This window comes from uncultured Chloroflexus sp. (assembly GCF_937129525.1).
GTDB lineage: Bacteria > Chloroflexota > Chloroflexia > Chloroflexales > Chloroflexaceae > Chloroflexus.
The window spans coordinates 1-18,100 of the sequence record NZ_CAKZNK010000058.1; the positions used below are offsets into that span (position 1 = coordinate 1).

Here is an 18,100-nt window from a genome sequence, read left to right on the forward strand (position 1 = left end):
GAAGAAGGCTTGCGCTTCGCCATCCGCGAGGGTGGTCGCACCGTCGGCGCCGGTGTTGTGACCAAGATCCTTGATTAGGCAGCATATAAGCCAGGAACGGGGACGTGGCCTTTCCCCACGTCCCCGTTGATTGGAGAAAAAAGATGGCAAAGCAAAAGGTTCGTATTCGCCTCAAGGCGTATGATCACAAGATCCTCGATCAGTCTGCGCGTCAGATTGTCGAGGCTGCTGAGCGGACGGGCGCGCTCGTCGCCGGTCCGGTTCCGCTCCCGACCAAGATTGAGCGCTACAGCGTCATTCGATCGGGATTCATCGATAAAGATTCGCAAGAGCAGTTTGAGATCCGAACTCATAAGCGATTGATCGATGTGCTCGACCCGAGCCAGCAAACGATTAACGCCTTGATGAAACTCAATCTGCCGGCTGGTGTCGATATTGAGATAAAGCTGTAGAAGAAAACCAGGCGCGCCGCTTCACTGAGACAACTTCGTTCTTGGTCAGCAGTGATCGCGCGTGCCAGAAAGGCAGCCGCTGCGCTCTGACGCATGCTGCGGAGGTGCATCAATGATTCACGGTTTATTAGGACGCAAAATCGGGATGATGCAGTACTTCACCGAGAAGGGAATGGCCATTCCGGTGACGGTCATTTCTGCCGGCCCCTGCATCGTCACCCAGGTTCGCACACCTGAACGCGATGGCTACAGCGCGGTGCAGCTCGGTTACGAAGAGGTTGAACCGCGCAAGCTGACAAAACCACAGCAGGGTCATCTGAAAGCGGCAGGTGGGGCTATGCTGCGCTATCTGCGCGAGTTTAGCGCCGATAATCCGCTGGAACACAAACCCGGCGAGGTCGTGACGGTTGAACTGTTTAAGCCCGGTCAGAAGATCGACATTTCGGGCACATCGAAAGGTCGCGGTTTCGCCGGCGTTGTCAAGCGACACGGCTTCCGTGGCGGGCCAAAGACCCACGGTCAGAGTGACCGCCACCGCGCGCCTGGCTCGATCGGCGCTGGCACAACGCCCGGTCGAGTGTGGAAGGGCCAGCGCATGGCCGGTCGTATGGGCGGGAAACGAGTCACCATCCAGAACCTGGAGGTGGTCGAAGTGCTGCCCGAACAGAATTTGCTACTGGTAAAGGGCTCCGTTCCCGGCGCCCGCAATGGCCTGCTTCAGATCCGCAAAGCGGTGAAGGGCTAGAGGAGTAAAACGATGCAGGCAACACTCTACAATCAGGCCGGCGAACAGGTGGGCGCCATTGAGGTGAGTGATTACATCTTCGGCATTGAGCCAAATGTGCCGGTGATGCATCAATATGTGTTGATGCAACATGCGAATGCCCGCCTCGGCACACACAATACCCGCGGTCGCGGTGAAGTGAAAGGTTCGACGCGCAAACTCTACCGCCAGAAAGGCACCGGTCGCGCGCGCCAGGGTTCGATCCGCGCGCCGCATCACAAGGGCGGTGGTGTTGCTCACGGCCCACATCCGCGCTCGTATCGCGTCGCCATGCCGCGCAAGATGCGTCGGCTCGGTGTGCGCTCGGCGTTGTCGGCAAAGTTTGCGGCTGGTCAGATTCGCTTCATCGATCAACTGACTTTCGCCCAGCCGCGCACCAAAGATTTTGTCGCCTTTCTCAAGGCCCACGGTCTCGCCGACAAGAAGACATTGGTCGTGATTGATAGCAAAAGCCCGGCGAACGAAAATGTTCGCCGATCGGCCAATAATCTGCCACAGGTAAAGACCCTGCTGGCCCACTATCTCAACGTGCGCGATCTGCTGGTCTACGACCACATCGTGATGCCCAAAGCAGCCGTTGAGGTGGTGGAAGGTTATCTCGGCGAACGCTCTCGTCTGGCGGCGCCGGCGCAGGAGGATTAAACCATGCTGACGCCGTATGATATTTTGATCCGCCCGCTGATCACCGAGAAAAATACCAATCTGATGGAACTCAACAAGTATACGTTTGAGGTCCATCGTGAGGCGACCAAGCCGCAGATTAAGCGCGCGGTTGAGACCATCTTTAATGTGAAGGTCACCAAGGTGCATACCATGAACGTGCGCGGCAAACGCCGCCGCCGTGGTCAGTCGGTCGGCTATACCCGCGATTGGAAAAAGGCGATTGTGACGTTGGCCGAAGGCGATCGGATTGAGATCTTCGGCGCTTAACGTCGTTGCTGAACGGAAAGCAGCGACCAGCGCCGGTTCGCATTGAAGAGCCGGCGCTGCACAAGGGAGATAGTGTATGGGAGTACGTATCTACAAGCCAACCTCAGCCGGTCGCCGCAATATGTCGGTCTCGACCTTCGAGGAGATTACCAAGAAGCGGCCTGAGCCAGGCCTGATCGAACCGTTGCGCAAGAAGGCCGGACGCAACAATCAGGGCCGCATTACCGTGCGCCATCGCGGTGGTGGTCATAAGCGCTTCTACCGGATTATCGACTTCAAGCGCAATAAGTTCGGTATTCCGGCTAAAGTTCAGGCCATCGAGTACGATCCTAACCGGAGCGCCCGGATTGCCCTGCTCGCCTACGCTGATGGTGAGAAGCGCTATATCATCGCTCCGCTCGGCCTGAAGGTTGGCGATACCGTGATGAGCGGCCCCGACGCTGAAATTCGGGTTGGGAATGCGCTGCCTATCAGCGCGATCCCGCTCGGTACACAGATCCATAACATCGAGCTGGAAATCGGACGCGGTGGCGTACTGGTACGCTCTGCCGGCACTGCCGCACAGTTGATGGCAAAAGAAGGCGATTATGCCACCGTCCGCATGCCCTCTGGTGAGATGCGCCTGATCCACGTGCGCTGTATGGCCACTATCGGCCAGGTCGGCAATGTCGATCACCAGAACATTCGGATTGGCAAGGCTGGTCGCTCGCGCTGGCTCGGTCGCCGGCCACGAGTGCGTGGCGCCGCAATGAACCCCCGCGACCATCCCCACGGTGGTGGTGAGGGTCGCGCTCCGCGTGGAATGAGCACGCCGAAGACAAAGTGGGGGAAGCCGGCCCGCGGTGTCAAAACCCGCCACAATCCGCGCTTCGATCGCTTTATTGTCCGTCGGCGCAAGTAATGTTGCACCGCCGGGCGGCAACCGGTGTCGCCCGGCACCCTGTGAGGAGGAACTATGTCCCGCTCGTCAAAGAAGGGGCCATACGTCGATATTAAGTTGCTCGATAAGATCGAGGCGATGAACAAGGCCAATGAAAAACGGGTGATCCGCACCTGGTCGCGCGACTCGACCATCTTCCCGCAAATGATTGGCCACACCATCGCCGTTCACGATGGTCGCCGCCACGTGCCGGTCTACATTACTGAAAATATGGTGGGACACAAGCTAGGCGAATTCGCCCCCACCCGCTTCTTCCGCGGCCACGGCGGCAAGAAGGCCGATAAGCGCGGGAAAGTGAAGTAGCTCCCGCTTAGGTCCGATGGCATCATGCCAAAAACGTGGTAGAATAGCACGCTTGTAATGATGCGTCGGGTAGCAATACGAGAAGAGCAATGGAAGCAAAAGCTGTTACCCGCTATGTGCGAATCTCGCCGCTAAAGGTTCGCCTGGTGATGGATGTTGTGCGCGGAATGCCGGTTGACCGCGCGCTGGCGACTCTGCGCTATATGCCGCAAAAAGCGGCGCGTGAAGTGGCCCGCACGCTGAAGTCAGCGATCGCGAATGCCGAGCACAACTTTGATATGGATCGCGAAAACCTGTACATCAAGACCATTTATGCCGACCAGGGCCCGGTCTTGAAACGGTTTATGCCGCGGGCACGCGGAATGGCAAATCGCATCCGCAAACCGACCACCCACATCACTGTGGTGGTGGCCGATAAGTCGGAGTACTAGAAGAGGGAGGCTCGCTTGGGGCGCAAAGTACATCCGATTGGCTTCCGGCTCGGTTATATCAAGGATTGGCAGTCGAAGTGGTTCGCTACCGGCGAAGAGTATACCCGCCAACTCCACGAAGATATCGAGCTGCGCAAGCTGATTAGCAAAGAATTGCAGAGCGCTGGTGTGTCGCGGATCGAGATTGAGCGCTCGGCCAATAAGATCGAGATTTCGGTCTACACGGCCAAGCCCGGTATCGTTATCGGCAAGCGTGGTACGAATGTCGATACGCTGAAGAGCGCGCTGGAACGCAAGACGGGCAAGAAGATCAAGCTGAATATTAAAGAGATTAATCAGCCAGAACTTGATGCCCAGTTGGTGGCCGAGAGCATCGGTGAGCAGATCACCAGGCGCGTAAGCTATAAGCGCGCAATGAAACAGGCCGTCCAGCGCGCTATGCGGCTAGGGGCGCAAGGCGTGAAGGTGCGCTGTTCGGGTCGCCTCGGTGGCGCCGAGATGTCGCGCGTTCACGAAGAGGCCGAAGGCCGCGTGCCGCGCCATACGCTTCGCGCCGATATTGATTATGCGCAGGTGCATGCCCATACGACCTATGGCCGCATCGGGGTGAAGGTCTGGATTTACAAGGGTGATGTCTTCCCCAATCAGCCCTCCCGAGCACAGGTCGAACAGCCGGCGGCGGTAGCGCCCACACCTGAACGGCGTGAACGCCAGTCGAGGAGGAATAGCAATGCTTCTGCCTAAGCGCACGAAGTACCGCAAAATGCAGAAAGGGCGTAGCCCCGGCCTCTCGTACCGCGGCAATAATGTCGTGTTCGGTGAGTATGGCCTGATGGCGCTCGAACCGAGCTGGATCTCGAGCCGCCAGATTGAGGCCGCCCGTCGTGCCATCACAAATTATGTTAAGCGTGGTGGCAAGGTCTGGATCCGAATCTTTCCAGACAAACCGGTCACACGGAAACCAGCCGAAACCCGTATGGGTGGCGGTAAGGGTTCGGTCGATCACTGGGTCGCCGTGGTTAAACCCGGTCGGATTATGTTTGAACTGGCCGGCGTGCGCGAAGAGATCGCCCAAGAGGCACTGCGCCGCGCAGCCCAAAAGCTGCCCGTCAAGTGCAAGGTGATCGACCGCGAAGAGCAGGGAACAATGGCAGCAACTACCGGGGAGGTGAGCAGTGAAAGCGAGTGAACTGCGCGCCCTCGATGATGCGCAATTGCGCGCAAAGTTGGCCGAGTACAAGATCGAGTTGTTTAATCTGCGCTTTCAGAAGGCAACCGGTAAGCTGACCAATACCGCTCGGCCACATCAGGTCAGGAAGGAGATTGCTCGCATCCTGACTATTTTGCGCGAACGTGAACTGGCGCAGGCTGAGCTCGGCTAACGGATTATGGAGCAGAGCATGATGACCGTAGAGCAAAAGCGCAGGACGACTAAGGTTGGTCGTGTCGTCAGCGACAAGATGGATAAGACGGTGGTGGTGGCGGTTGATTACCTCAAGCCCCATCCGCTCTATCGCAAGATTATTCGACGGACGAAGAAGTTCCACGCCCACGATGAGGAGAATGCCTGCAAAGTGGGTGATGTGGTTCGGATCGAAGAGACCCGCCCGTTGAGCCGTACCAAACGCTGGCGGGTAGTGGAAATTGTTAAGCGTGGCGAGGAGGCGTAGCCATGATCCAGCCTCAAACTCGGCTAAAGGTCGCCGATAATACCGGGGCCAAAGAGATCATGTGCATCCGGGTCCTCGGTGGTTCGCGGGTGCGCTATGGTCGGGTCGGCGATATTATTGTCGCATCGGTGAAAGAAGCAACGCCCGGCGGTCAGGTTAAGAAGGGTGATGTCGTCAAGGCGGTTATTATCCGCACAGCTAAAGAGTATGGTCGGCCAGACGGCTCGCACATCCGCTTCGATGATAACGCTGCGGTGTTGATCGGGAAAGAGAATAACCCACGCGGCACCCGTATCTTTGGCCCGGTGGCCCGTGAGTTGCGCGAGAAGCAGTTTATGCGGATCGTGTCGCTCGCCCCGGAGGTGCTGTGATGCATGTCAAGACTGGTGATGAAGTGCTGGTGATCGCCGGCAAAGACAAGGGGCGCCGCGGTAAGATTAAGCGCGCGCTGCCTGCTGTAAACCGGGTGGTGGTGGAAGGCTTGAATATCGTCAAGCGCCACCAGAAACCCCGCGGTCCCGGTCGTCCCGGCGGTATTATCGAAATGGAAGCGCCAATCCACGCCTCAAATGTGATGCTGATTTGCCCCAGTTGCGGGCGGGCGTCACGCACCGGCAAGCGCTTCCTGGAAGAGACTGATCACAAGGGCCGCCCGCGCAAGGTGCGCTATTGCAAGGCCTGTGACGCCATTATCGATAAGTAGTCTGTTCAGGGCCGGCGCGGCGCGGGCTGACGCCAAGCCCCTGGAGAAAGAGCCATGACCGTTCGATTACGTGAAAAATATCAAAAAGAGGTCGTTCCTGCTCTGATGGAGGAGTTTAAGTTCAAGTCCATCATGCAGGTGCCGCGCCTTGTCAAGATTGTCGTCAATGTCGGCGTCGGCGAGGCTGTGCAGAATGCCAAGGCAATTGAAGCTGCTGTCAATGACCTCGCCACGATTACCGGCCAAAAGCCGGTGGTGACGCGGGCCAAAAAGTCGGTGGCTTCGTTCAAGCTCCGCGCCGGGATGCCGATCGGCGCAATGGTAACGCTGCGCGGTGATCGGATGTACGATTTCCTCGATCGGCTCTGTTCGCTGGCGCTGCCGCGCATTCGCGATTTTCGTGGCGTGAGCCGCAGCTCGTTTGATGGCCGCGGAAATTATAGCCTTGGCCTGCGTGAGCAGATTGTCTTCCCGGACATCGACTACGATAAGATTGATAAAATCCGTGGTTTAGAGGTGGCAATCGTCACCAGCGCGCCAAATGATGAGCAGGCTTATTCACTGCTCAAGCGACTCGGCATGCCATTTCGTGATTAGTTTGAACTAAGAGCGCGCATAGCGCTAACTGGTTCAACGCTTTGAGGAGGTATTCCGTTGGCAAAGAAGTCGTTGATCGTAAAAGCTCAGCGGCCACCAAAGTTTAAGGTGCGAGCTTATCATCGCTGCAAGATCTGCGGTCGACCGCGAGCTTATATCCGCAAGTTCGGGATGTGCCGTATCTGCTTCCGCGAGCATGCGTTGAAGGGCCTCATTCCGGGCGTCGTCAAGTCGAGCTGGTGAGTGCTGTGCGACAATCGGAATTCTTTTTGACGCCCGACTTGTGAGGAGGCATACCGTGAGTGTGAATGATCCTATCGGCGATATGCTGACACGCATCCGCAATGCGTGCATGGCCCGCCATACAACGGTGACAATACCGGCATCGAAGATGAAGATTGCGATTGCCGATATTCTCAAGCGCGAAGGCTTTATTCGCGATTACACAGTGATCGACGAAGGGAAACCAACGAAAACTATCTCGATCACCCTGAAGTATATGCCCGACCGCCGACCGGCCATTACCGGTCTGCGCCGGGTCAGCAAGCCAGGGCTGCGCATCTACACCAAGCGCGCTGACATTCCGCGGGTGCGCGGCGGCCTTGGGCTGAGTATTCTGTCGACGCCTAAGGGTGTGCTCGCCGATCACGAGGCCTGGCGCGAGCGCGTTGGCGGCGAAGTGCTCTGCTACGTTTGGTAACGCGCGCGGAGGAGTATCATGTCGCGAATTGGGAAACGACCGATTACCGTGCCAAAGGGCGTTCAGGTTACCATCAGCGAGCAGAACCTCGTGACGGTGAAAGGCCCTAAGGGTACGCTGTCTCAACAATTGCACCCCGATATGCTGATTAAGCAGGAAGGGGATGTCATTACCGTTCAACGCCCTTCAGATGAGAAGCTGCACCGCGCTCTCCACGGCCTGACCCGCACCCTGATCCATAACATGATCGTCGGCGTGACGCAGGGCTGGAAGCGGGATCTTGAGATCAATGGCGTCGGCTACCGCGCGCAGCTCGAAGGGAAGACGCTGGTGCTCAACCTTGGCTTTTCGCATCCGGTACGGATCGAACCGCCGCCAGACATTAGCTATGTCGTCGGTGAGCGTAAGTCGGCCAACGATCCGCTGGCGCTGTCGGTGCTCGGTATCGATAAGCAGAAGGTCGGCGAAGAAGCGGCTCGTATCCGTGGCCTCCGTCCACCAGAACCGTATAAGGGGAAGGGCATCAAGTACGTTGAAGAGAAGATTCGCCGCAAGGCCGGTAAGGCTGGTAAGGCGAAGTAGTCGAGTGGGCTGCGGTTGTAGCCGTCAGCCCTCTCGCCAGCACATCCGCAGACAGCGTGAGTTAGTATTGACGCCTGCGACCTCTCCAGGCATGAGTGTGTTTAACAATGCCATAGGTCAGTTGCGCAGGCGATGCCTGGTCAATGATTGGCTTCGGCTCGCGTCTGTCTGCTCCGAACGGAAACAAGCGAGCGACGGGGGATGGTATCTCCGTTGCGACAGTATTTGAGGATTGTATGGGAAAGCGAACACCACGTGAACTCCGGCTTCGCCGGCATAAGCGTATCCGTAAGCGCGTCTCGGGCACTCCCGAACGGCCGCGGTTGAATGTCTTCCGCAGCCATGCCCATATTTACGCGCAGGTGATTGATGATACCATTGGTCATACGCTCGTTGCTGCTTCCACCATTGAAAAAGGGTGGAGTGGTAGTCCAGAGCTGACTAAAACCCAGGAGGCCGCGCTGGTCGGTAAGCTGATCGCCGAACGAGCGTTGCAGGCCGGGATTACGAAGGTGGTCTTCGATCGCGGCGGCTATAAGTATCATGGACGGGTGAAAGCGCTGGCCGAAGCGGCCCGCGAAGCTGGTCTGAACTTCTAGTTGCCCAAGGGCAGCGTAGCGGAGGAACTGTGAAACGAGAACGTATCAACCCCGACACGCTGGAGCTCGAGGAGCGAGTCGTCCAGATCAACCGCGTGTCAAAGGTCGTGAAGGGCGGCCGCCGCTTCAGCTTCAGCACGGTCGTTGTGGTCGGTGATGGAAAAGGTCACGTCGGTATTGGGATGGGGAAGGCAGCCGAAGTGCCGGATGCCATCCGCAAAGGGGCTGAGGCTGCCAAGCGGAATCTGATTCGCGTCCCATTGGTGCACGCAACCGTTCCCCACGAAGTGGTGACGAAGTTTGGGGCCACTAAGGTGATGTTGCGACCTGCCGCGCCCGGTACTGGCGTTATCGCCGGACGTGGTGTGCGTCCGGTCGTCGAGGCTGCCGGGATCAAAGACTTGCTCTCGAAAGTTTATGGGAGCAACAACCCGGTAAATGTAGTCAAAGCAACGTTCAAGGCCCTGAGCGAGATGACCTCGCTGCAAGAGATGGCGCGCCGGCGTGATCTAACGCCGCAAGAGCTGATGGAACGCCGGACGCGGCGCGAAACGGAGGCAGCGTGATGGGTAAGCTGCGCGTCACATATGTCAAGAGCGCCATTGGCTATGCGCGTGACCAGAAAGCAACTCTGGCTGCGCTTGGCTTGCGCCGCTTGAATCAGAGTGTACTCAAACCAGATAATCCATCGGTGCGCGGGATGCTGTTTAAAATTCAGCACCTCGTAAAGGTGGAAGAGGTTGGGGACGAGGTGCAAGCATGAAACTTCACGATTTACGCCCCGCCGAGGGTTCGCGCCGCAAGCGAAAGCGGATCGGTCGCGGCCACGGTTCGGGTAAGGTCAAGACCGGCGGTAAAGGCATGATGGGGCAGAAAGCGCGAAGCGGCCCCGGTCCTTACCGCACCTTTGAAGGCGGACAGAACCGGCTGGTGAAGCGAATGCCGTTTAAGCGTGGCTTCACCAATAAGTTCCGTGTCGAATATGAAGTGGTGAATGTCGGCAGTCTGGTTGATTGGCCGGCTGAACTTGAAGTGACCCCCGAGTCACTGCTGGCGCGCCGGCTGGTGCGCCGCAAGCGCCTGCCGGTAAAGATCCTTGGTGATGGTGAACTGAACCAGCCGCTGGTGATCAAGGCGCATAAGTTTTCGGCCAGCGCCCGCCAAAAGATCGAGGCAGCCGGGGGTAAGGCGATCGATCTGACCTGGGTGGTTGAACGCCACTCGCGTTCGCGTGGGCCAAATCCGAGCATGCGCAACGCGCGCCAATCGTCGTAATTGGTCAGTGCGGCGAGAACGAATGTGTTCTCGCCGCTCATAGGAAGCATCAACATGCTGCAGGCTGTCCTTCGCGCTATTCAATTGCCCGATCTTCGGCGTCGCATCCTCTTTACCCTGGGGATGCTGTTCCTGTTTCGCCTGATCGCGCATATTCCGGTGCCAAATATCAATCCGGTAACCCTTGAACAGTTGCGCCAGGCCCTTGCTACAAATCAGTTGGCGCAATTGCTGAATCTGTTTGCCGGTGGCGCACTCGAGAATTTCTCGGTTGCGGCAATGGGAGTGTATCCATATATCACCGCTCAGATTATCATGCAGTTGCTGCAACCGCTGATTCCAGCCCTGCAAGAGCTGCAAAAAGAGGGTGAACAGGGGCGCTTGCGCCTTAATCGCTACCAGTTGTGGCTGACCGTTCCGCTGGCCTATTTGCAAGCCTACGGTCAGACCCTGACCCTCGAGCGTACTATCAATCCAAATAACGATCCGTTGCAATCGTTGTTCCGCACACCCTTCGATCTTGGCGCAAATTTCTTGCCTACCTTTACTGTGCTGACGACGATGGTCGCCGGCACAATGCTGTTGATCTGGCTCGGTGAACAGATCAACGAGCGCGGTATCGGCAACGGTATCTCTATCATTATCTTTGGCGGTATCGTCTCGCGGTTGCCCGGTTTGATCATTCAGGGCTTCCAGATCAGCCAGGCCGGTGACTTTAGCACCATTCTCGGCCTGATCGGTTTCATAGCAATTGCGCTGCTCACTATCGTCGGCATTGTCCTGATCCAGGAAGGTCAGCGCCGCATTCGGGTGCAGTATGCGCGTCGAGTGCGCGGCAATAAGGTCTACGGCGGTCAGAGCAGCTTCATTCCGCTGAAGGTTAATTCAGCCGGTATGATTCCGCTGATCTTTGCCCAAAGCATTATCATCTTCCCCGGCATCGTTGCGTCGTGGTTCTATCGACCGGGCGCCGAGGGTATTGGCAATGCTATCGCCGGCTTCTTTTATAACACGTTCAATCCAACCGGGCAGGGTGGCGGTATCGTCTATATGACCTTGCTGTTCCTGTTGACCGTTGGCTTCACCTACTTTTATACAGTCGTTATCTTTACGCAACAGGATCTGGCTGAGAATCTCCAACGCAATGGCGGGTTTATTCCCGGCATTCGTCCCGGCAAAAAGACGGAAGAGTATCTGATGAAGGTGCTTAACCGGATTACACTCGCTGGCGCCCTCTTCCTTGGCCTGATTGCAGTGTTGCCTTTCCTTACCCAGTCGATCACCGGTGTGCAGATTGGATTAGGTAGCACTGCCTTGTTGATTGTGGTCGGTGTTGCGGTTGATACGATGCGCCAACTCGAGGCACAGTTGATTATGCGCGACTACGAGGGCTTTTTGACCCGGTAGACGTTGCGCACAAACGCTGAAAGTTGTAGTACAATACAAGTCGTTGCTCGCCGGCATTGCCGGTTGGGCAGCGTCTTTGTGAGACAGGCAGATGGTCTACTGCACCAGGTAGAGTGCGGTTTTGAAAACGAGCGAGCGCCGAGTCATGACCAACGTTATCTTGTTAGGGCCACCAGGAGCTGGCAAAGGTACGCAGGCAAAAACTCTCGCCGATCGAACAGGCTTGACCCACGTCGCCAGCGGCGATCTCTTTCGCGCAGCTTTGCGTGAAGGAACGGAATTAGGCATGCTGGCGAAGTCTTATATGGATCGCGGTGAACTGGTACCCGATGAGGTCGTGATTCGTATGATCCTGGAGCGTATTCGTCAACCCGATTGCGCGTCAGGGGTCATCTTCGATGGTTTTCCGCGCACTCAGGATCAAGCGCGGGCACTAGAAGAGGCGCTCGCCAGGGATGGAACCCGCATCGATGCAGTGCTCTTCCTGGCCGTGCCACAAGATGTGCTGCTGCGCCGCATTGCAGGCCGGCAGACGTGCCGCACCTGCGGCGCGATCTTTAATATCTATTATTTCCCGTCGCATCGGCCAGATATTTGCGATGCCTGCGGCGGCAAACTCTATCAACGCAGCGATGATTCGATTGAGACGGCGCAGCACCGTCTGGATGTCTATTTCGCGCAGACAATGCCACTGATCGAATACTACCAACGTCAGGGTATCTTGCACGAAATTGATGGGCAACGTGAGATCGCGCTCGTGACGGAGGCAATGCTCAAGGCGCTGAGTCCTTATTTGACCCCAGCGCAGCCGTAGGTTAGGAGGGGTATGTCGAAAAAGAAGGACGTTATCGAGATGGAGGGTACCATCACGGAACCATTGCCGAATGCAATGTTCCGGGTACAGCTCGACAACGGGCACGAAGTGCTGGCTCACATCTCGGGTAAGATGCGGATGAATTATATCCGTATCTTGAAAGGTGACCGGGTGCTGGTCGAACTGTCGCCGTATGACCTGACCCGGGGACGGATTACCTATCGCTACAAGTAGGGGGCGCGACGCGGCACGGCGGCGTCCGCCGCCGCAAGGAGGCTAATCATGAAAGTGCGAGCGTCGGTAAAGCCGCGCTGCGAGTATTGCAAGGTGATTAAGCGCAAGGGTGTGATCCGGGTGATCTGCTCGCGCACACCAAAGCATAAACAGCGGCAAGGATAACGGATACTTGCGATATCCGCATATTACGGGCTAGGAGAGAGATTCTGTCTGGTCGCTTCAGGCTGGCAGAACGTTACAGCAACAAAGAGGACAGGCATGGCACGTATCGCCGGGGTTGACATTCCCCGCAATAAAAAGATCGAAATTGCGATCACCTATATCTATGGGATCGGTCGCTCAAACGGCATGGAGATTCTGCAAAAAGCTAACGTGAATCCCGAACGCCGGGTGCGCGACCTGACCGAAGAGGAACTTGGCCGGATTCGCGAGATTGTTGATCGCGAATATCGGGTGGAAGGCGATCTGCGCCGTGAGGTGCAACTGAATATCAAGCGCCTGATGGATATTGGCTGCTACCGGGGTCTGCGCCATCGGCGCGGTATGCCGGTGCGTGGTCAGCGCACGCGCACCAATGCGCGCACCCGCCGCGGACGCCGCGGTCAGGCGATTGGCATCAAGAAGAAGACGAAGAAGTAGTTGCGATAAGGAGTAAGGCATGCCCGCAAAGGGAAAAACCACTGCCACGACTACCCGCCAGCGCGGTAAGCGCCGCGAACGCAAAAATGTGCCGCGGGGTCAGGCGCATATTCAAAGCACTTTTAATAACACGATTGTCACCATTACCGATCCGCAGGGAGCAGTGGTGTGCTGGGCTAGCGCCGGCCAAAGTGGCTTCAAAGGGTCGCGCAAGAGCACACCCTACGCTGCGCAGGTGGCGGCTGAAAATGCCGCTCGCAAGGCAATGGAAAACGGTATGCGCTCGGTTGAGGTGTTTGTGAAGGGGCCCGGCGCCGGTCGCGAGGCCGCTATTCGCGCTTTGCAGGCCGCCGGTTTGCAGATTACGGCGATTACTGATGTGACGCCGATTCCGCACAATGGCTGTCGCCCTCCCAAACGCCGCCGGGTGTAGACCGCTGGCTGGAATTGTCGTTTGTTCTGCCTTGTGAGACGACCGCAACTGGAACCGGAGGGCATTGTTCCCGGACGCCCACTGCGGTGGCGCATTGATCAACTGCGCCAGCGCCCATCTCACAGGGTTGGGAAAAGAAGCGCACCTTGTCGTTGTGCGCGTTAGTTTGATAGTATGAGGATAAGGAACCTATGGCGCGATATATTGGTCCAGTCGGTAAGGTAAGCCGACGTTTGGGAGTAGGTATCACAGAAAAAGGGCAGCGGATTCTTAATAAACGGCCAGATCCGCCGGGTCAGCACGGCGCTGCTGCGCGCCGCCGACAGTCGTCGGATTACGGCACACAGTTGCTCGAAAAGCAAAAGGCAAAATTTATCTATGGTGTCCTTGAGCGCCAGTTTCGCCGTCTGTTCGAGCAAGCATCACGCCGCAGTGGCGTCACCGGTGAGTATTTGCTGAGCTTACTTGAACGTCGGCTCGATAATGTGGTCTATCGACTTGGTTTTGCTACCACTCGCGCTCAAGCGCGCCAACTCGTGAATCACGGCCATATCGTTGTCGATGGTCGGAAGACAAATATCCCGTCGTACACGGTGAAGGTTGGGCAGGTAATTGCCGTGCGTCCACAGAGCCGCAGCCGCACCTACTTCAAGAACCTGGTCGATAGTGGCGTTTTGAACAAGCATCGCGCTCCTGAATGGTTGCGCCTTAACCCCGCTGAACTGTCGGGGACGGTAGTGTCGCTGCCGCGGCGTGAAGATGCTGAGGCCAATATCAACGAACAGTTGATTGTCGAGTTCTATAGCCGGTAGAAGCTCCCACCTGCGGGACGCAAACGAAGAAATGGGAGGCAGCAGTGCTCGATATCGCTCAACCAAAGATCGAGGTTGTTGAAACGACTGAGACCTTTGGGCGCTTCAAAATCGAGCCGCTTGATCCGGGCTATGGACACACGCTCGGCAACGCGCTGCGGCGCGTCTTGCTGACAGCTATTCCCGGATCGGCGATTACCCACGCGCGCATTGCCGGTGTCTATCGGGAGACCGATACCATTCCCGGCGTGACCGAGGATGTGGTTGAGATTATTTTAAACCTGAAAGGCATCCATCTGCGCGGTCGCCATGAGGGAACAGCAATCGCGACAATCCGGAAACAAGGGCCAGGCATAGTGACTGCGGCTGATCTGGTCTTGCCTGAAGGACTGGCAGTCGTTGAACCTGATCACTATATTTGCACCCTCGAGCACGCTCAGGCTCAGTTTGAGCTGACCGCAACGATCGAACGCGGTCGCGGTTATCTGTCAGCCGACCAGCGTGGGATCCTGCCACTGGGTGAAATCCCGATCGACGCCATCTTTACGCCGGTGCCGCGGGTCAACTACGTGGTCGAAAATACGCGTATTGGTCAGGCAACTGACTTCGACCGCCTGATTATTGAGGTGTGGACCAACGGTACTGTGCGACCAGTCGATGCGCTCGATTATGCGGCTCGAGTCCTGGTGCATTACAACACCACTATCGCGAATTTCAACCGGATGGTCGCCGAACCGGAAGCTCAACCGGAAGCCAATGGTCTGGAGATTCCAGCCAGCATCTACGATACCTCGATTGAGACGCTGGAACTTTCGACTCGCACGTATAACTGCCTGAAGCGGGCTGAAATTACCAAGATCGGTCAGGTATTGCAGATGGATGAAAAAGCGCTCTTGTCGGTGCGCAATCTTGGCCAGAAGTCAATGGAAGAGATTCGCGACAAACTTATCGAACGGGGTTACATTCCGCGATTGCCCGCTAATGGGGCATCGCGCTAAAAGGATACGACCATGCGACATCGACATGCCGGAAAATTGCTGGGGCGATCGTATGAGCATCGCAAGGCGCTCTACCGCAACCTGATGATCGCCCTGATCGAACACAAAAAGATCAAGACGACGCTCGCCAAAGCGCGCGCTGTTCAGCCCGAGATTGAACATCTGCTCTCGATTGCGCGCGAAGATACGCCGCACGCGCGCCGAATGGCGCTCTCGAAGCTTGCCAGCAAGGTCGCGATGCGCAAGTTGTTTGCGTTTGCGCCGACCACATATGGCGGACGCAACGGTGGCTATACCCGGATTACCAAGCTCGGCCCTCGCCGTGGTGATGGCGCCGAGATGGCCCTGATTGAGTTGATCTGATGCGCACCATTGCGCTGTTGCTGGCATACGACGGAGCCGATTTTGCTGGCTCGCAGTGGCAGACCGATATTCGCACGGTGCAGGGAGCGCTGGAAACCGCATGGGAAGCGCTCACTCAGGAGCAGCGCCGGATTGTGCTGGCAGGTCGAACTGATGCCGGAGTTCATGCCGTTGGGCAGGTAGCGCACGTGCAAACAGCGACCAGTCACTCTTTGGCTACCATCTGGCGCGGGTTGAATGCCCACCTGCCTGTCGATCTGACAGTGCAGAATGTGGGGGAAGCGCGTAGTGATTTTCATGCGCGCTTTAGCGCAACACAACGTGAATATCGCTACCTGATGGATTGCGCGCCGGTTCCGTTGCCGCAACTCCGCCATCAGGCATTGCATCATCCGGGAATGCTGGATGTGCCGGCAATGACCGCAGCGCTCAAATGTCTGGAAGGGACGCATGACTTTGCCGCCTTTACAACGGCAACACCAGCGCAGCGATCAACAGTTCGCGCGATATACTGGACCCGTATCAGCGAACAGGAATGGTTTGACCGGCGCTTGCTGGCGATTGACATAGCAGCCAATGCGTTCCTCCAGCATATGGTACGGATGATCGTCGGTACGCTGTTGCTTGTCGGACGTCAGCGGATGACGGTCGATCAGTTTAGAGAGGTGTTAGTCAGCCGTGATCGCCGGTTGGCCGGCCCTACCGCTCCGGCGCATGGCTTAACCTTGACAGCAGTGCGCTATCCACCCGGCTTGATTCGCTGGGTTGAACCATTAGAACGGCAAATTGGTCCGACGAAGCTTTCACAGCCTTCGTCCTACGCACAAGAGGAATAGGTGCCGTGAAGACCTATCATCAGAAACCATCAGAGGTACAGCGCGACTGGTATGTCATCGATGCCAGCGGCAAAGTGCTTGGCCGGTTGGCGACCCAAATCAGTACGCTGCTGCGCGGAAAACACAAGCCGACCTATACCCCGTCAATTGACGGTGGTGATTTCGTCATTGTGGTGAATGCTGAGAAGATTGTCTTGACCGGGCGTAAGCCGGATCAAAAGATCTACTATCGCCATACCGGTTATCCGGGTGGGTTGAAGGCCACGCCGTACAAGATGATGCTGGCCAAACATCCGGATCGCATTCTGCGCCTGGCGGTGAAACGGATGCTGCCGAAGAACCGCATCGGACGCCGATTGCTGAGCAAGCTGCGCATCTATGCCGGGCCGAACCACCCGCACGCGGCGCAGCAACCCAAGCCTTTTATCCCACGTTAGCGTAGCGTGGGTGAGTGACTGCAAAGCGTGTACGCTCCCGCGCAGGTAAGACAACGCGCCAAACCCGGCGCATAAGGTGGTGAGGAACAGGAATGGAAGGCAAACGCTACTATCAGGGCACCGGTCGCCGCAAGACAGCGGTTGCGCGAGTGCGCCTCTTCCCCGGCAATGGGGATTTTATCGTCAACGGCAAGAAGCCGGAAGAGTATTTCGGCAATCGCGACCAGTTTCAGCGCGATCTGCGGCTGCCACTGGTCTTGACCAATCACCTGAATACGTTCAATGTGCTGGTGAAGGTTAAGGGTGGCGGTATCTCAGGGCAGGTCGGCGCGGTGCGCCACGGTATTGCTCGCGCCCTGCTTGATTACGATAGCGAATTGCGCCCTACGCTTAAGCAGGCCGGTCTGTTGACCCGCGACCCACGAGCTAAGGAGCGCAAGAAGGTTGGTCTCAAGCGAGCGCGCAAGGCGCCTCAGTACACCAAGCGCTAGTCAGACCATCGCTGACAGCGATACATTACGGCAGACGGTCGCAATTTGGGCCGTCTGCTATCCGTTATCGTTGCGGTGAGTGCCAATGCGAGTGATCACAGGAAAAGCTAAAGGACACCGGCTGAAAGCCCCCAAAGGCCTCGGCACCCGACCAATGCTCGATCGGGTGAAAGAGGCGCTGTTTTCAGTGCTCGAAGGGTACGGACCGATCCGCGGCAACGTGCTCGATCTCTACGCTGGAACCGGATCGCTCGGTATTGAATGCCTCTCGCGCGGCGCAGATAGCGCCGATTTTGTCGAGCGTAATGCTCACGTCTGCTCAATTATTGCCGATAACCTGCGCCATACCCGCTTTGATCAGCAGGCGCGCATTCACCAGATGCCTGTGGATCGCTTTTTGCGCTGGCAGCGCGGTGTTGGACGCTATGATATAATTATCATGGATCCACCATATGCCGATCCAGGGATCGAGGCGACCATGCAGCTTGTCGCGAGCAGTGGTGTAGGCAAAACGGGGAGTCTATTGATCGTCGGTCACTCGCCGCGGGTTGAACTGGCCGACTCATATCCTGGTCTACACCGGATTAAATATCGCCGGCTCGGAGATTCGTGCTTTTCAATCTACGAACTCACAACTACGGCCCCACCAGCATCAGAAGAGTGAGGT

The 18,100-nt window shown here is 57.1% G+C and carries 35 protein-coding genes; all 35 read left to right on the forward strand.

The window, feature by feature from the left end:
• A partial coding sequence (locus tag Q0650_RS06485; RefSeq protein ID WP_156525324.1) for a hypothetical protein occupies positions 1-78 on the forward strand: 78 nt, incomplete at its 5' end.
• Positions 79-143: 65 nt separating this feature from the next.
• Complete coding sequence (gene rpsJ / locus Q0650_RS06490) at positions 144-452, forward strand: 30S ribosomal protein S10 (RefSeq protein ID WP_012258230.1); 309 nt, start codon at positions 144-146, stop codon at positions 450-452.
• A gap of 112 nt (positions 453-564) precedes the next feature.
• On the forward strand, positions 565-1,197 hold the full coding sequence (gene rplC, locus Q0650_RS06495) for a 50S ribosomal protein L3 (RefSeq protein WP_298817097.1): 633 nt from the start codon (positions 565-567) through the stop codon (positions 1,195-1,197).
• A gap of 12 nt (positions 1,198-1,209) precedes the next feature.
• A complete protein-coding gene (rplD, locus tag Q0650_RS06500; protein ID WP_298817099.1) occupies positions 1,210-1,878 on the forward strand; it encodes a 50S ribosomal protein L4 in 669 nt (222 codons plus the stop codon).
• 3 nt (positions 1,879-1,881) lie between these two features.
• A complete protein-coding gene (gene rplW / locus Q0650_RS06505) occupies positions 1,882-2,166 on the forward strand; it encodes a 50S ribosomal protein L23 (protein ID WP_298817101.1) in 285 nt (94 codons plus the stop codon).
• A gap of 76 nt (positions 2,167-2,242) precedes the next feature.
• On the forward strand, positions 2,243-3,067 hold the full coding sequence (rplB, locus tag Q0650_RS06510; protein WP_298817103.1) for a 50S ribosomal protein L2: 825 nt from the start codon (positions 2,243-2,245) through the stop codon (positions 3,065-3,067).
• 54 nt (positions 3,068-3,121) lie between these two features.
• A complete protein-coding gene (gene rpsS / locus Q0650_RS06515; RefSeq protein WP_015909214.1) occupies positions 3,122-3,409 on the forward strand; it encodes a 30S ribosomal protein S19 in 288 nt (95 codons plus the stop codon).
• Between the two features lie 89 nt (positions 3,410-3,498).
• Entirely contained in the window at positions 3,499-3,840 is a 342-nt protein-coding gene (rplV, locus tag Q0650_RS06520) for a 50S ribosomal protein L22 (protein ID WP_298817109.1), read from the forward strand.
• A 15-nt stretch (positions 3,841-3,855) separates the two neighbouring features.
• Complete coding sequence (gene rpsC, locus Q0650_RS06525; protein WP_298817111.1) at positions 3,856-4,584, forward strand: 30S ribosomal protein S3; 729 nt, start codon at positions 3,856-3,858, stop codon at positions 4,582-4,584.
• Positions 4,571-5,029, forward strand: a complete 459-nt coding sequence (gene rplP, locus Q0650_RS06530; protein ID WP_298817113.1) for a 50S ribosomal protein L16 — start codon at positions 4,571-4,573, stop codon at positions 5,027-5,029. Before rpsC ends, rplP begins: the two co-directional genes overlap by 14 nt.
• On the forward strand, positions 5,016-5,222 hold the full coding sequence (gene rpmC / locus Q0650_RS06535) for a 50S ribosomal protein L29 (RefSeq protein ID WP_298817114.1): 207 nt from the start codon (positions 5,016-5,018) through the stop codon (positions 5,220-5,222). Before rplP ends, rpmC begins: the two co-directional genes overlap by 14 nt.
• Before the next feature lie 18 nt (positions 5,223-5,240).
• Positions 5,241-5,510 (forward strand): 30S ribosomal protein S17, encoded by a 270-nt coding sequence (gene rpsQ / locus Q0650_RS06540; protein WP_367280798.1) that lies wholly within the window; start codon positions 5,241-5,243, stop codon positions 5,508-5,510.
• Between the two features lie 2 nt (positions 5,511-5,512).
• Positions 5,513-5,881, forward strand: coding sequence for a 50S ribosomal protein L14 (gene rplN, locus Q0650_RS06545; RefSeq protein ID WP_015941728.1), 369 nt, complete (start codon positions 5,513-5,515; stop codon positions 5,879-5,881).
• Positions 5,881-6,213, forward strand: a complete 333-nt coding sequence (gene rplX / locus Q0650_RS06550; protein WP_298817118.1) for a 50S ribosomal protein L24 — start codon at positions 5,881-5,883, stop codon at positions 6,211-6,213. The genes rplN and rplX overlap by 1 nt, the downstream gene beginning before the upstream one ends.
• Before the next feature lie 54 nt (positions 6,214-6,267).
• Complete coding sequence (rplE, locus tag Q0650_RS06555; RefSeq protein ID WP_066789250.1) at positions 6,268-6,810, forward strand: 50S ribosomal protein L5; 543 nt, start codon at positions 6,268-6,270, stop codon at positions 6,808-6,810.
• A gap of 57 nt (positions 6,811-6,867) precedes the next feature.
• A complete protein-coding gene (locus tag Q0650_RS06560) occupies positions 6,868-7,053 on the forward strand; it encodes a type Z 30S ribosomal protein S14 (RefSeq protein WP_298817123.1) in 186 nt (61 codons plus the stop codon).
• 55 nt (positions 7,054-7,108) lie between these two features.
• Positions 7,109-7,510 carry a 30S ribosomal protein S8 gene (gene rpsH, locus Q0650_RS06565; protein ID WP_298817125.1) on the forward strand — a complete coding sequence of 134 codons (402 nt, stop codon included), beginning with the start codon at positions 7,109-7,111 and terminating at the stop codon, positions 7,508-7,510.
• Positions 7,511-7,528: 18 nt separating this feature from the next.
• Positions 7,529-8,092, forward strand: coding sequence for a 50S ribosomal protein L6 (rplF, locus tag Q0650_RS06570; protein ID WP_298817127.1), 564 nt, complete (start codon positions 7,529-7,531; stop codon positions 8,090-8,092).
• A gap of 236 nt (positions 8,093-8,328) precedes the next feature.
• On the forward strand, positions 8,329-8,691 hold the full coding sequence (rplR, locus tag Q0650_RS06575) for a 50S ribosomal protein L18 (RefSeq protein WP_298817128.1): 363 nt from the start codon (positions 8,329-8,331) through the stop codon (positions 8,689-8,691).
• 29 nt (positions 8,692-8,720) lie between these two features.
• Positions 8,721-9,257 (forward strand): 30S ribosomal protein S5, encoded by a 537-nt coding sequence (gene rpsE, locus Q0650_RS06580; protein WP_298817129.1) that lies wholly within the window; start codon positions 8,721-8,723, stop codon positions 9,255-9,257.
• Positions 9,257-9,454 carry a 50S ribosomal protein L30 gene (rpmD, locus tag Q0650_RS06585; RefSeq protein WP_298817130.1) on the forward strand — a complete coding sequence of 66 codons (198 nt, stop codon included), beginning with the start codon at positions 9,257-9,259 and terminating at the stop codon, positions 9,452-9,454. The genes rpsE and rpmD overlap by 1 nt, the downstream gene beginning before the upstream one ends.
• Positions 9,451-9,966, forward strand: a complete 516-nt coding sequence (gene rplO / locus Q0650_RS06590) for a 50S ribosomal protein L15 (protein WP_298817131.1) — start codon at positions 9,451-9,453, stop codon at positions 9,964-9,966. Before rpmD ends, rplO begins: the two co-directional genes overlap by 4 nt.
• Before the next feature lie 54 nt (positions 9,967-10,020).
• Positions 10,021-11,373: a preprotein translocase subunit SecY gene (secY, locus tag Q0650_RS06595; protein WP_298817132.1), complete on the forward strand. Its 1,353-nt coding sequence runs from the start codon at positions 10,021-10,023 to the stop codon at positions 11,371-11,373.
• 145 nt (positions 11,374-11,518) lie between these two features.
• A complete protein-coding gene (locus tag Q0650_RS06600) occupies positions 11,519-12,187 on the forward strand; it encodes an adenylate kinase (RefSeq protein ID WP_298817133.1) in 669 nt (222 codons plus the stop codon).
• Positions 12,188-12,199: 12 nt separating this feature from the next.
• Complete coding sequence (gene infA, locus Q0650_RS06605) at positions 12,200-12,421, forward strand: translation initiation factor IF-1 (RefSeq protein ID WP_012258253.1); 222 nt, start codon at positions 12,200-12,202, stop codon at positions 12,419-12,421.
• A gap of 48 nt (positions 12,422-12,469) precedes the next feature.
• Positions 12,470-12,586, forward strand: coding sequence for a 50S ribosomal protein L36 (gene rpmJ / locus Q0650_RS06610; RefSeq protein ID WP_012258254.1), 117 nt, complete (start codon positions 12,470-12,472; stop codon positions 12,584-12,586).
• A gap of 96 nt (positions 12,587-12,682) precedes the next feature.
• On the forward strand, positions 12,683-13,063 hold the full coding sequence (gene rpsM / locus Q0650_RS06615) for a 30S ribosomal protein S13 (protein ID WP_298817134.1): 381 nt from the start codon (positions 12,683-12,685) through the stop codon (positions 13,061-13,063).
• A gap of 19 nt (positions 13,064-13,082) precedes the next feature.
• On the forward strand, positions 13,083-13,496 hold the full coding sequence (gene rpsK, locus Q0650_RS06620) for a 30S ribosomal protein S11 (RefSeq protein ID WP_298817136.1): 414 nt from the start codon (positions 13,083-13,085) through the stop codon (positions 13,494-13,496).
• Positions 13,497-13,687: 191 nt separating this feature from the next.
• Positions 13,688-14,308 (forward strand): 30S ribosomal protein S4, encoded by a 621-nt coding sequence (rpsD, locus tag Q0650_RS06625; RefSeq protein ID WP_298817138.1) that lies wholly within the window; start codon positions 13,688-13,690, stop codon positions 14,306-14,308.
• A gap of 44 nt (positions 14,309-14,352) precedes the next feature.
• A complete protein-coding gene (locus Q0650_RS06630; RefSeq protein WP_298817140.1) occupies positions 14,353-15,306 on the forward strand; it encodes a DNA-directed RNA polymerase subunit alpha in 954 nt (317 codons plus the stop codon).
• 12 nt (positions 15,307-15,318) lie between these two features.
• Entirely contained in the window at positions 15,319-15,669 is a 351-nt protein-coding gene (gene rplQ / locus Q0650_RS06635; protein WP_298817142.1) for a 50S ribosomal protein L17, read from the forward strand.
• Positions 15,669-16,505, forward strand: coding sequence for a tRNA pseudouridine(38-40) synthase TruA (gene truA, locus Q0650_RS06640; protein WP_298817143.1), 837 nt, complete (start codon positions 15,669-15,671; stop codon positions 16,503-16,505). The genes rplQ and truA overlap by 1 nt, the downstream gene beginning before the upstream one ends.
• 5 nt (positions 16,506-16,510) lie before the next feature.
• Complete coding sequence (gene rplM, locus Q0650_RS06645) at positions 16,511-16,942, forward strand: 50S ribosomal protein L13 (protein ID WP_298817145.1); 432 nt, start codon at positions 16,511-16,513, stop codon at positions 16,940-16,942.
• A 92-nt stretch (positions 16,943-17,034) separates the two neighbouring features.
• Entirely contained in the window at positions 17,035-17,433 is a 399-nt protein-coding gene (gene rpsI / locus Q0650_RS06650; RefSeq protein ID WP_298817148.1) for a 30S ribosomal protein S9, read from the forward strand.
• 85 nt (positions 17,434-17,518) lie between these two features.
• Positions 17,519-18,097, forward strand: coding sequence for a 16S rRNA (guanine(966)-N(2))-methyltransferase RsmD (rsmD, locus tag Q0650_RS06655; protein ID WP_298817149.1), 579 nt, complete (start codon positions 17,519-17,521; stop codon positions 18,095-18,097).
• The last annotated feature ends 3 nt before the right edge of the window (positions 18,098-18,100 follow it).

Bases quoted from the DNA above. Each gene is read 5' to 3' on its own strand.
- rpsJ (WP_012258230.1), top strand. From the start codon at position 144: ATGGCAAAGCAAAAGGTTCGTATTCGCCTCAAGGCGTATGATCACAAG.
- rplC (WP_298817097.1), top strand. From the start codon at position 565: ATGATTCACGGTTTATTAGGACGCAAAATCGGGATGATGCAGTACTTC.
- rplD (WP_298817099.1), top strand. From the start codon at position 1,210: ATGCAGGCAACACTCTACAATCAGGCCGGCGAACAGGTGGGCGCCATT.
- rplW (WP_298817101.1), top strand. From the start codon at position 1,882: ATGCTGACGCCGTATGATATTTTGATCCGCCCGCTGATCACCGAGAAA.
- rplB (WP_298817103.1), top strand. From the start codon at position 2,243: ATGGGAGTACGTATCTACAAGCCAACCTCAGCCGGTCGCCGCAATATG.
- rpsS (WP_015909214.1), top strand. From the start codon at position 3,122: ATGTCCCGCTCGTCAAAGAAGGGGCCATACGTCGATATTAAGTTGCTC.
- rplV (WP_298817109.1), top strand. From the start codon at position 3,499: ATGGAAGCAAAAGCTGTTACCCGCTATGTGCGAATCTCGCCGCTAAAG.
- rplP (WP_298817113.1), top strand. From the start codon at position 4,571: ATGCTTCTGCCTAAGCGCACGAAGTACCGCAAAATGCAGAAAGGGCGT.
- rpsQ (WP_367280798.1), top strand. From the start codon at position 5,241: ATGATGACCGTAGAGCAAAAGCGCAGGACGACTAAGGTTGGTCGTGTC.
- rplN (WP_015941728.1), top strand. From the start codon at position 5,513: ATGATCCAGCCTCAAACTCGGCTAAAGGTCGCCGATAATACCGGGGCC.
- rplX (WP_298817118.1), top strand. From the start codon at position 5,881: ATGCATGTCAAGACTGGTGATGAAGTGCTGGTGATCGCCGGCAAAGAC.
- rplE (WP_066789250.1), top strand. From the start codon at position 6,268: ATGACCGTTCGATTACGTGAAAAATATCAAAAAGAGGTCGTTCCTGCT.
- rplF (WP_298817127.1), top strand. From the start codon at position 7,529: ATGTCGCGAATTGGGAAACGACCGATTACCGTGCCAAAGGGCGTTCAG.
- rplR (WP_298817128.1), top strand. From the start codon at position 8,329: ATGGGAAAGCGAACACCACGTGAACTCCGGCTTCGCCGGCATAAGCGT.
- rpmD (WP_298817130.1), top strand. From the start codon at position 9,257: ATGGGTAAGCTGCGCGTCACATATGTCAAGAGCGCCATTGGCTATGCG.
- rplO (WP_298817131.1), top strand. From the start codon at position 9,451: ATGAAACTTCACGATTTACGCCCCGCCGAGGGTTCGCGCCGCAAGCGA.
- secY (WP_298817132.1), top strand. From the start codon at position 10,021: ATGCTGCAGGCTGTCCTTCGCGCTATTCAATTGCCCGATCTTCGGCGT.
- Q0650_RS06600 (WP_298817133.1), top strand. From the start codon at position 11,519: ATGACCAACGTTATCTTGTTAGGGCCACCAGGAGCTGGCAAAGGTACG.
- infA (WP_012258253.1), top strand. From the start codon at position 12,200: ATGTCGAAAAAGAAGGACGTTATCGAGATGGAGGGTACCATCACGGAA.
- rpmJ (WP_012258254.1), top strand. From the start codon at position 12,470: ATGAAAGTGCGAGCGTCGGTAAAGCCGCGCTGCGAGTATTGCAAGGTG.
- rpsM (WP_298817134.1), top strand. From the start codon at position 12,683: ATGGCACGTATCGCCGGGGTTGACATTCCCCGCAATAAAAAGATCGAA.
- rpsK (WP_298817136.1), top strand. From the start codon at position 13,083: ATGCCCGCAAAGGGAAAAACCACTGCCACGACTACCCGCCAGCGCGGT.
- rpsD (WP_298817138.1), top strand. From the start codon at position 13,688: ATGGCGCGATATATTGGTCCAGTCGGTAAGGTAAGCCGACGTTTGGGA.
- rplQ (WP_298817142.1), top strand. From the start codon at position 15,319: ATGCGACATCGACATGCCGGAAAATTGCTGGGGCGATCGTATGAGCAT.
- truA (WP_298817143.1), top strand. From the start codon at position 15,669: ATGCGCACCATTGCGCTGTTGCTGGCATACGACGGAGCCGATTTTGCT.
- rpsI (WP_298817148.1), top strand. From the start codon at position 17,035: ATGGAAGGCAAACGCTACTATCAGGGCACCGGTCGCCGCAAGACAGCG.
- rsmD (WP_298817149.1), top strand. From the start codon at position 17,519: ATGCGAGTGATCACAGGAAAAGCTAAAGGACACCGGCTGAAAGCCCCC.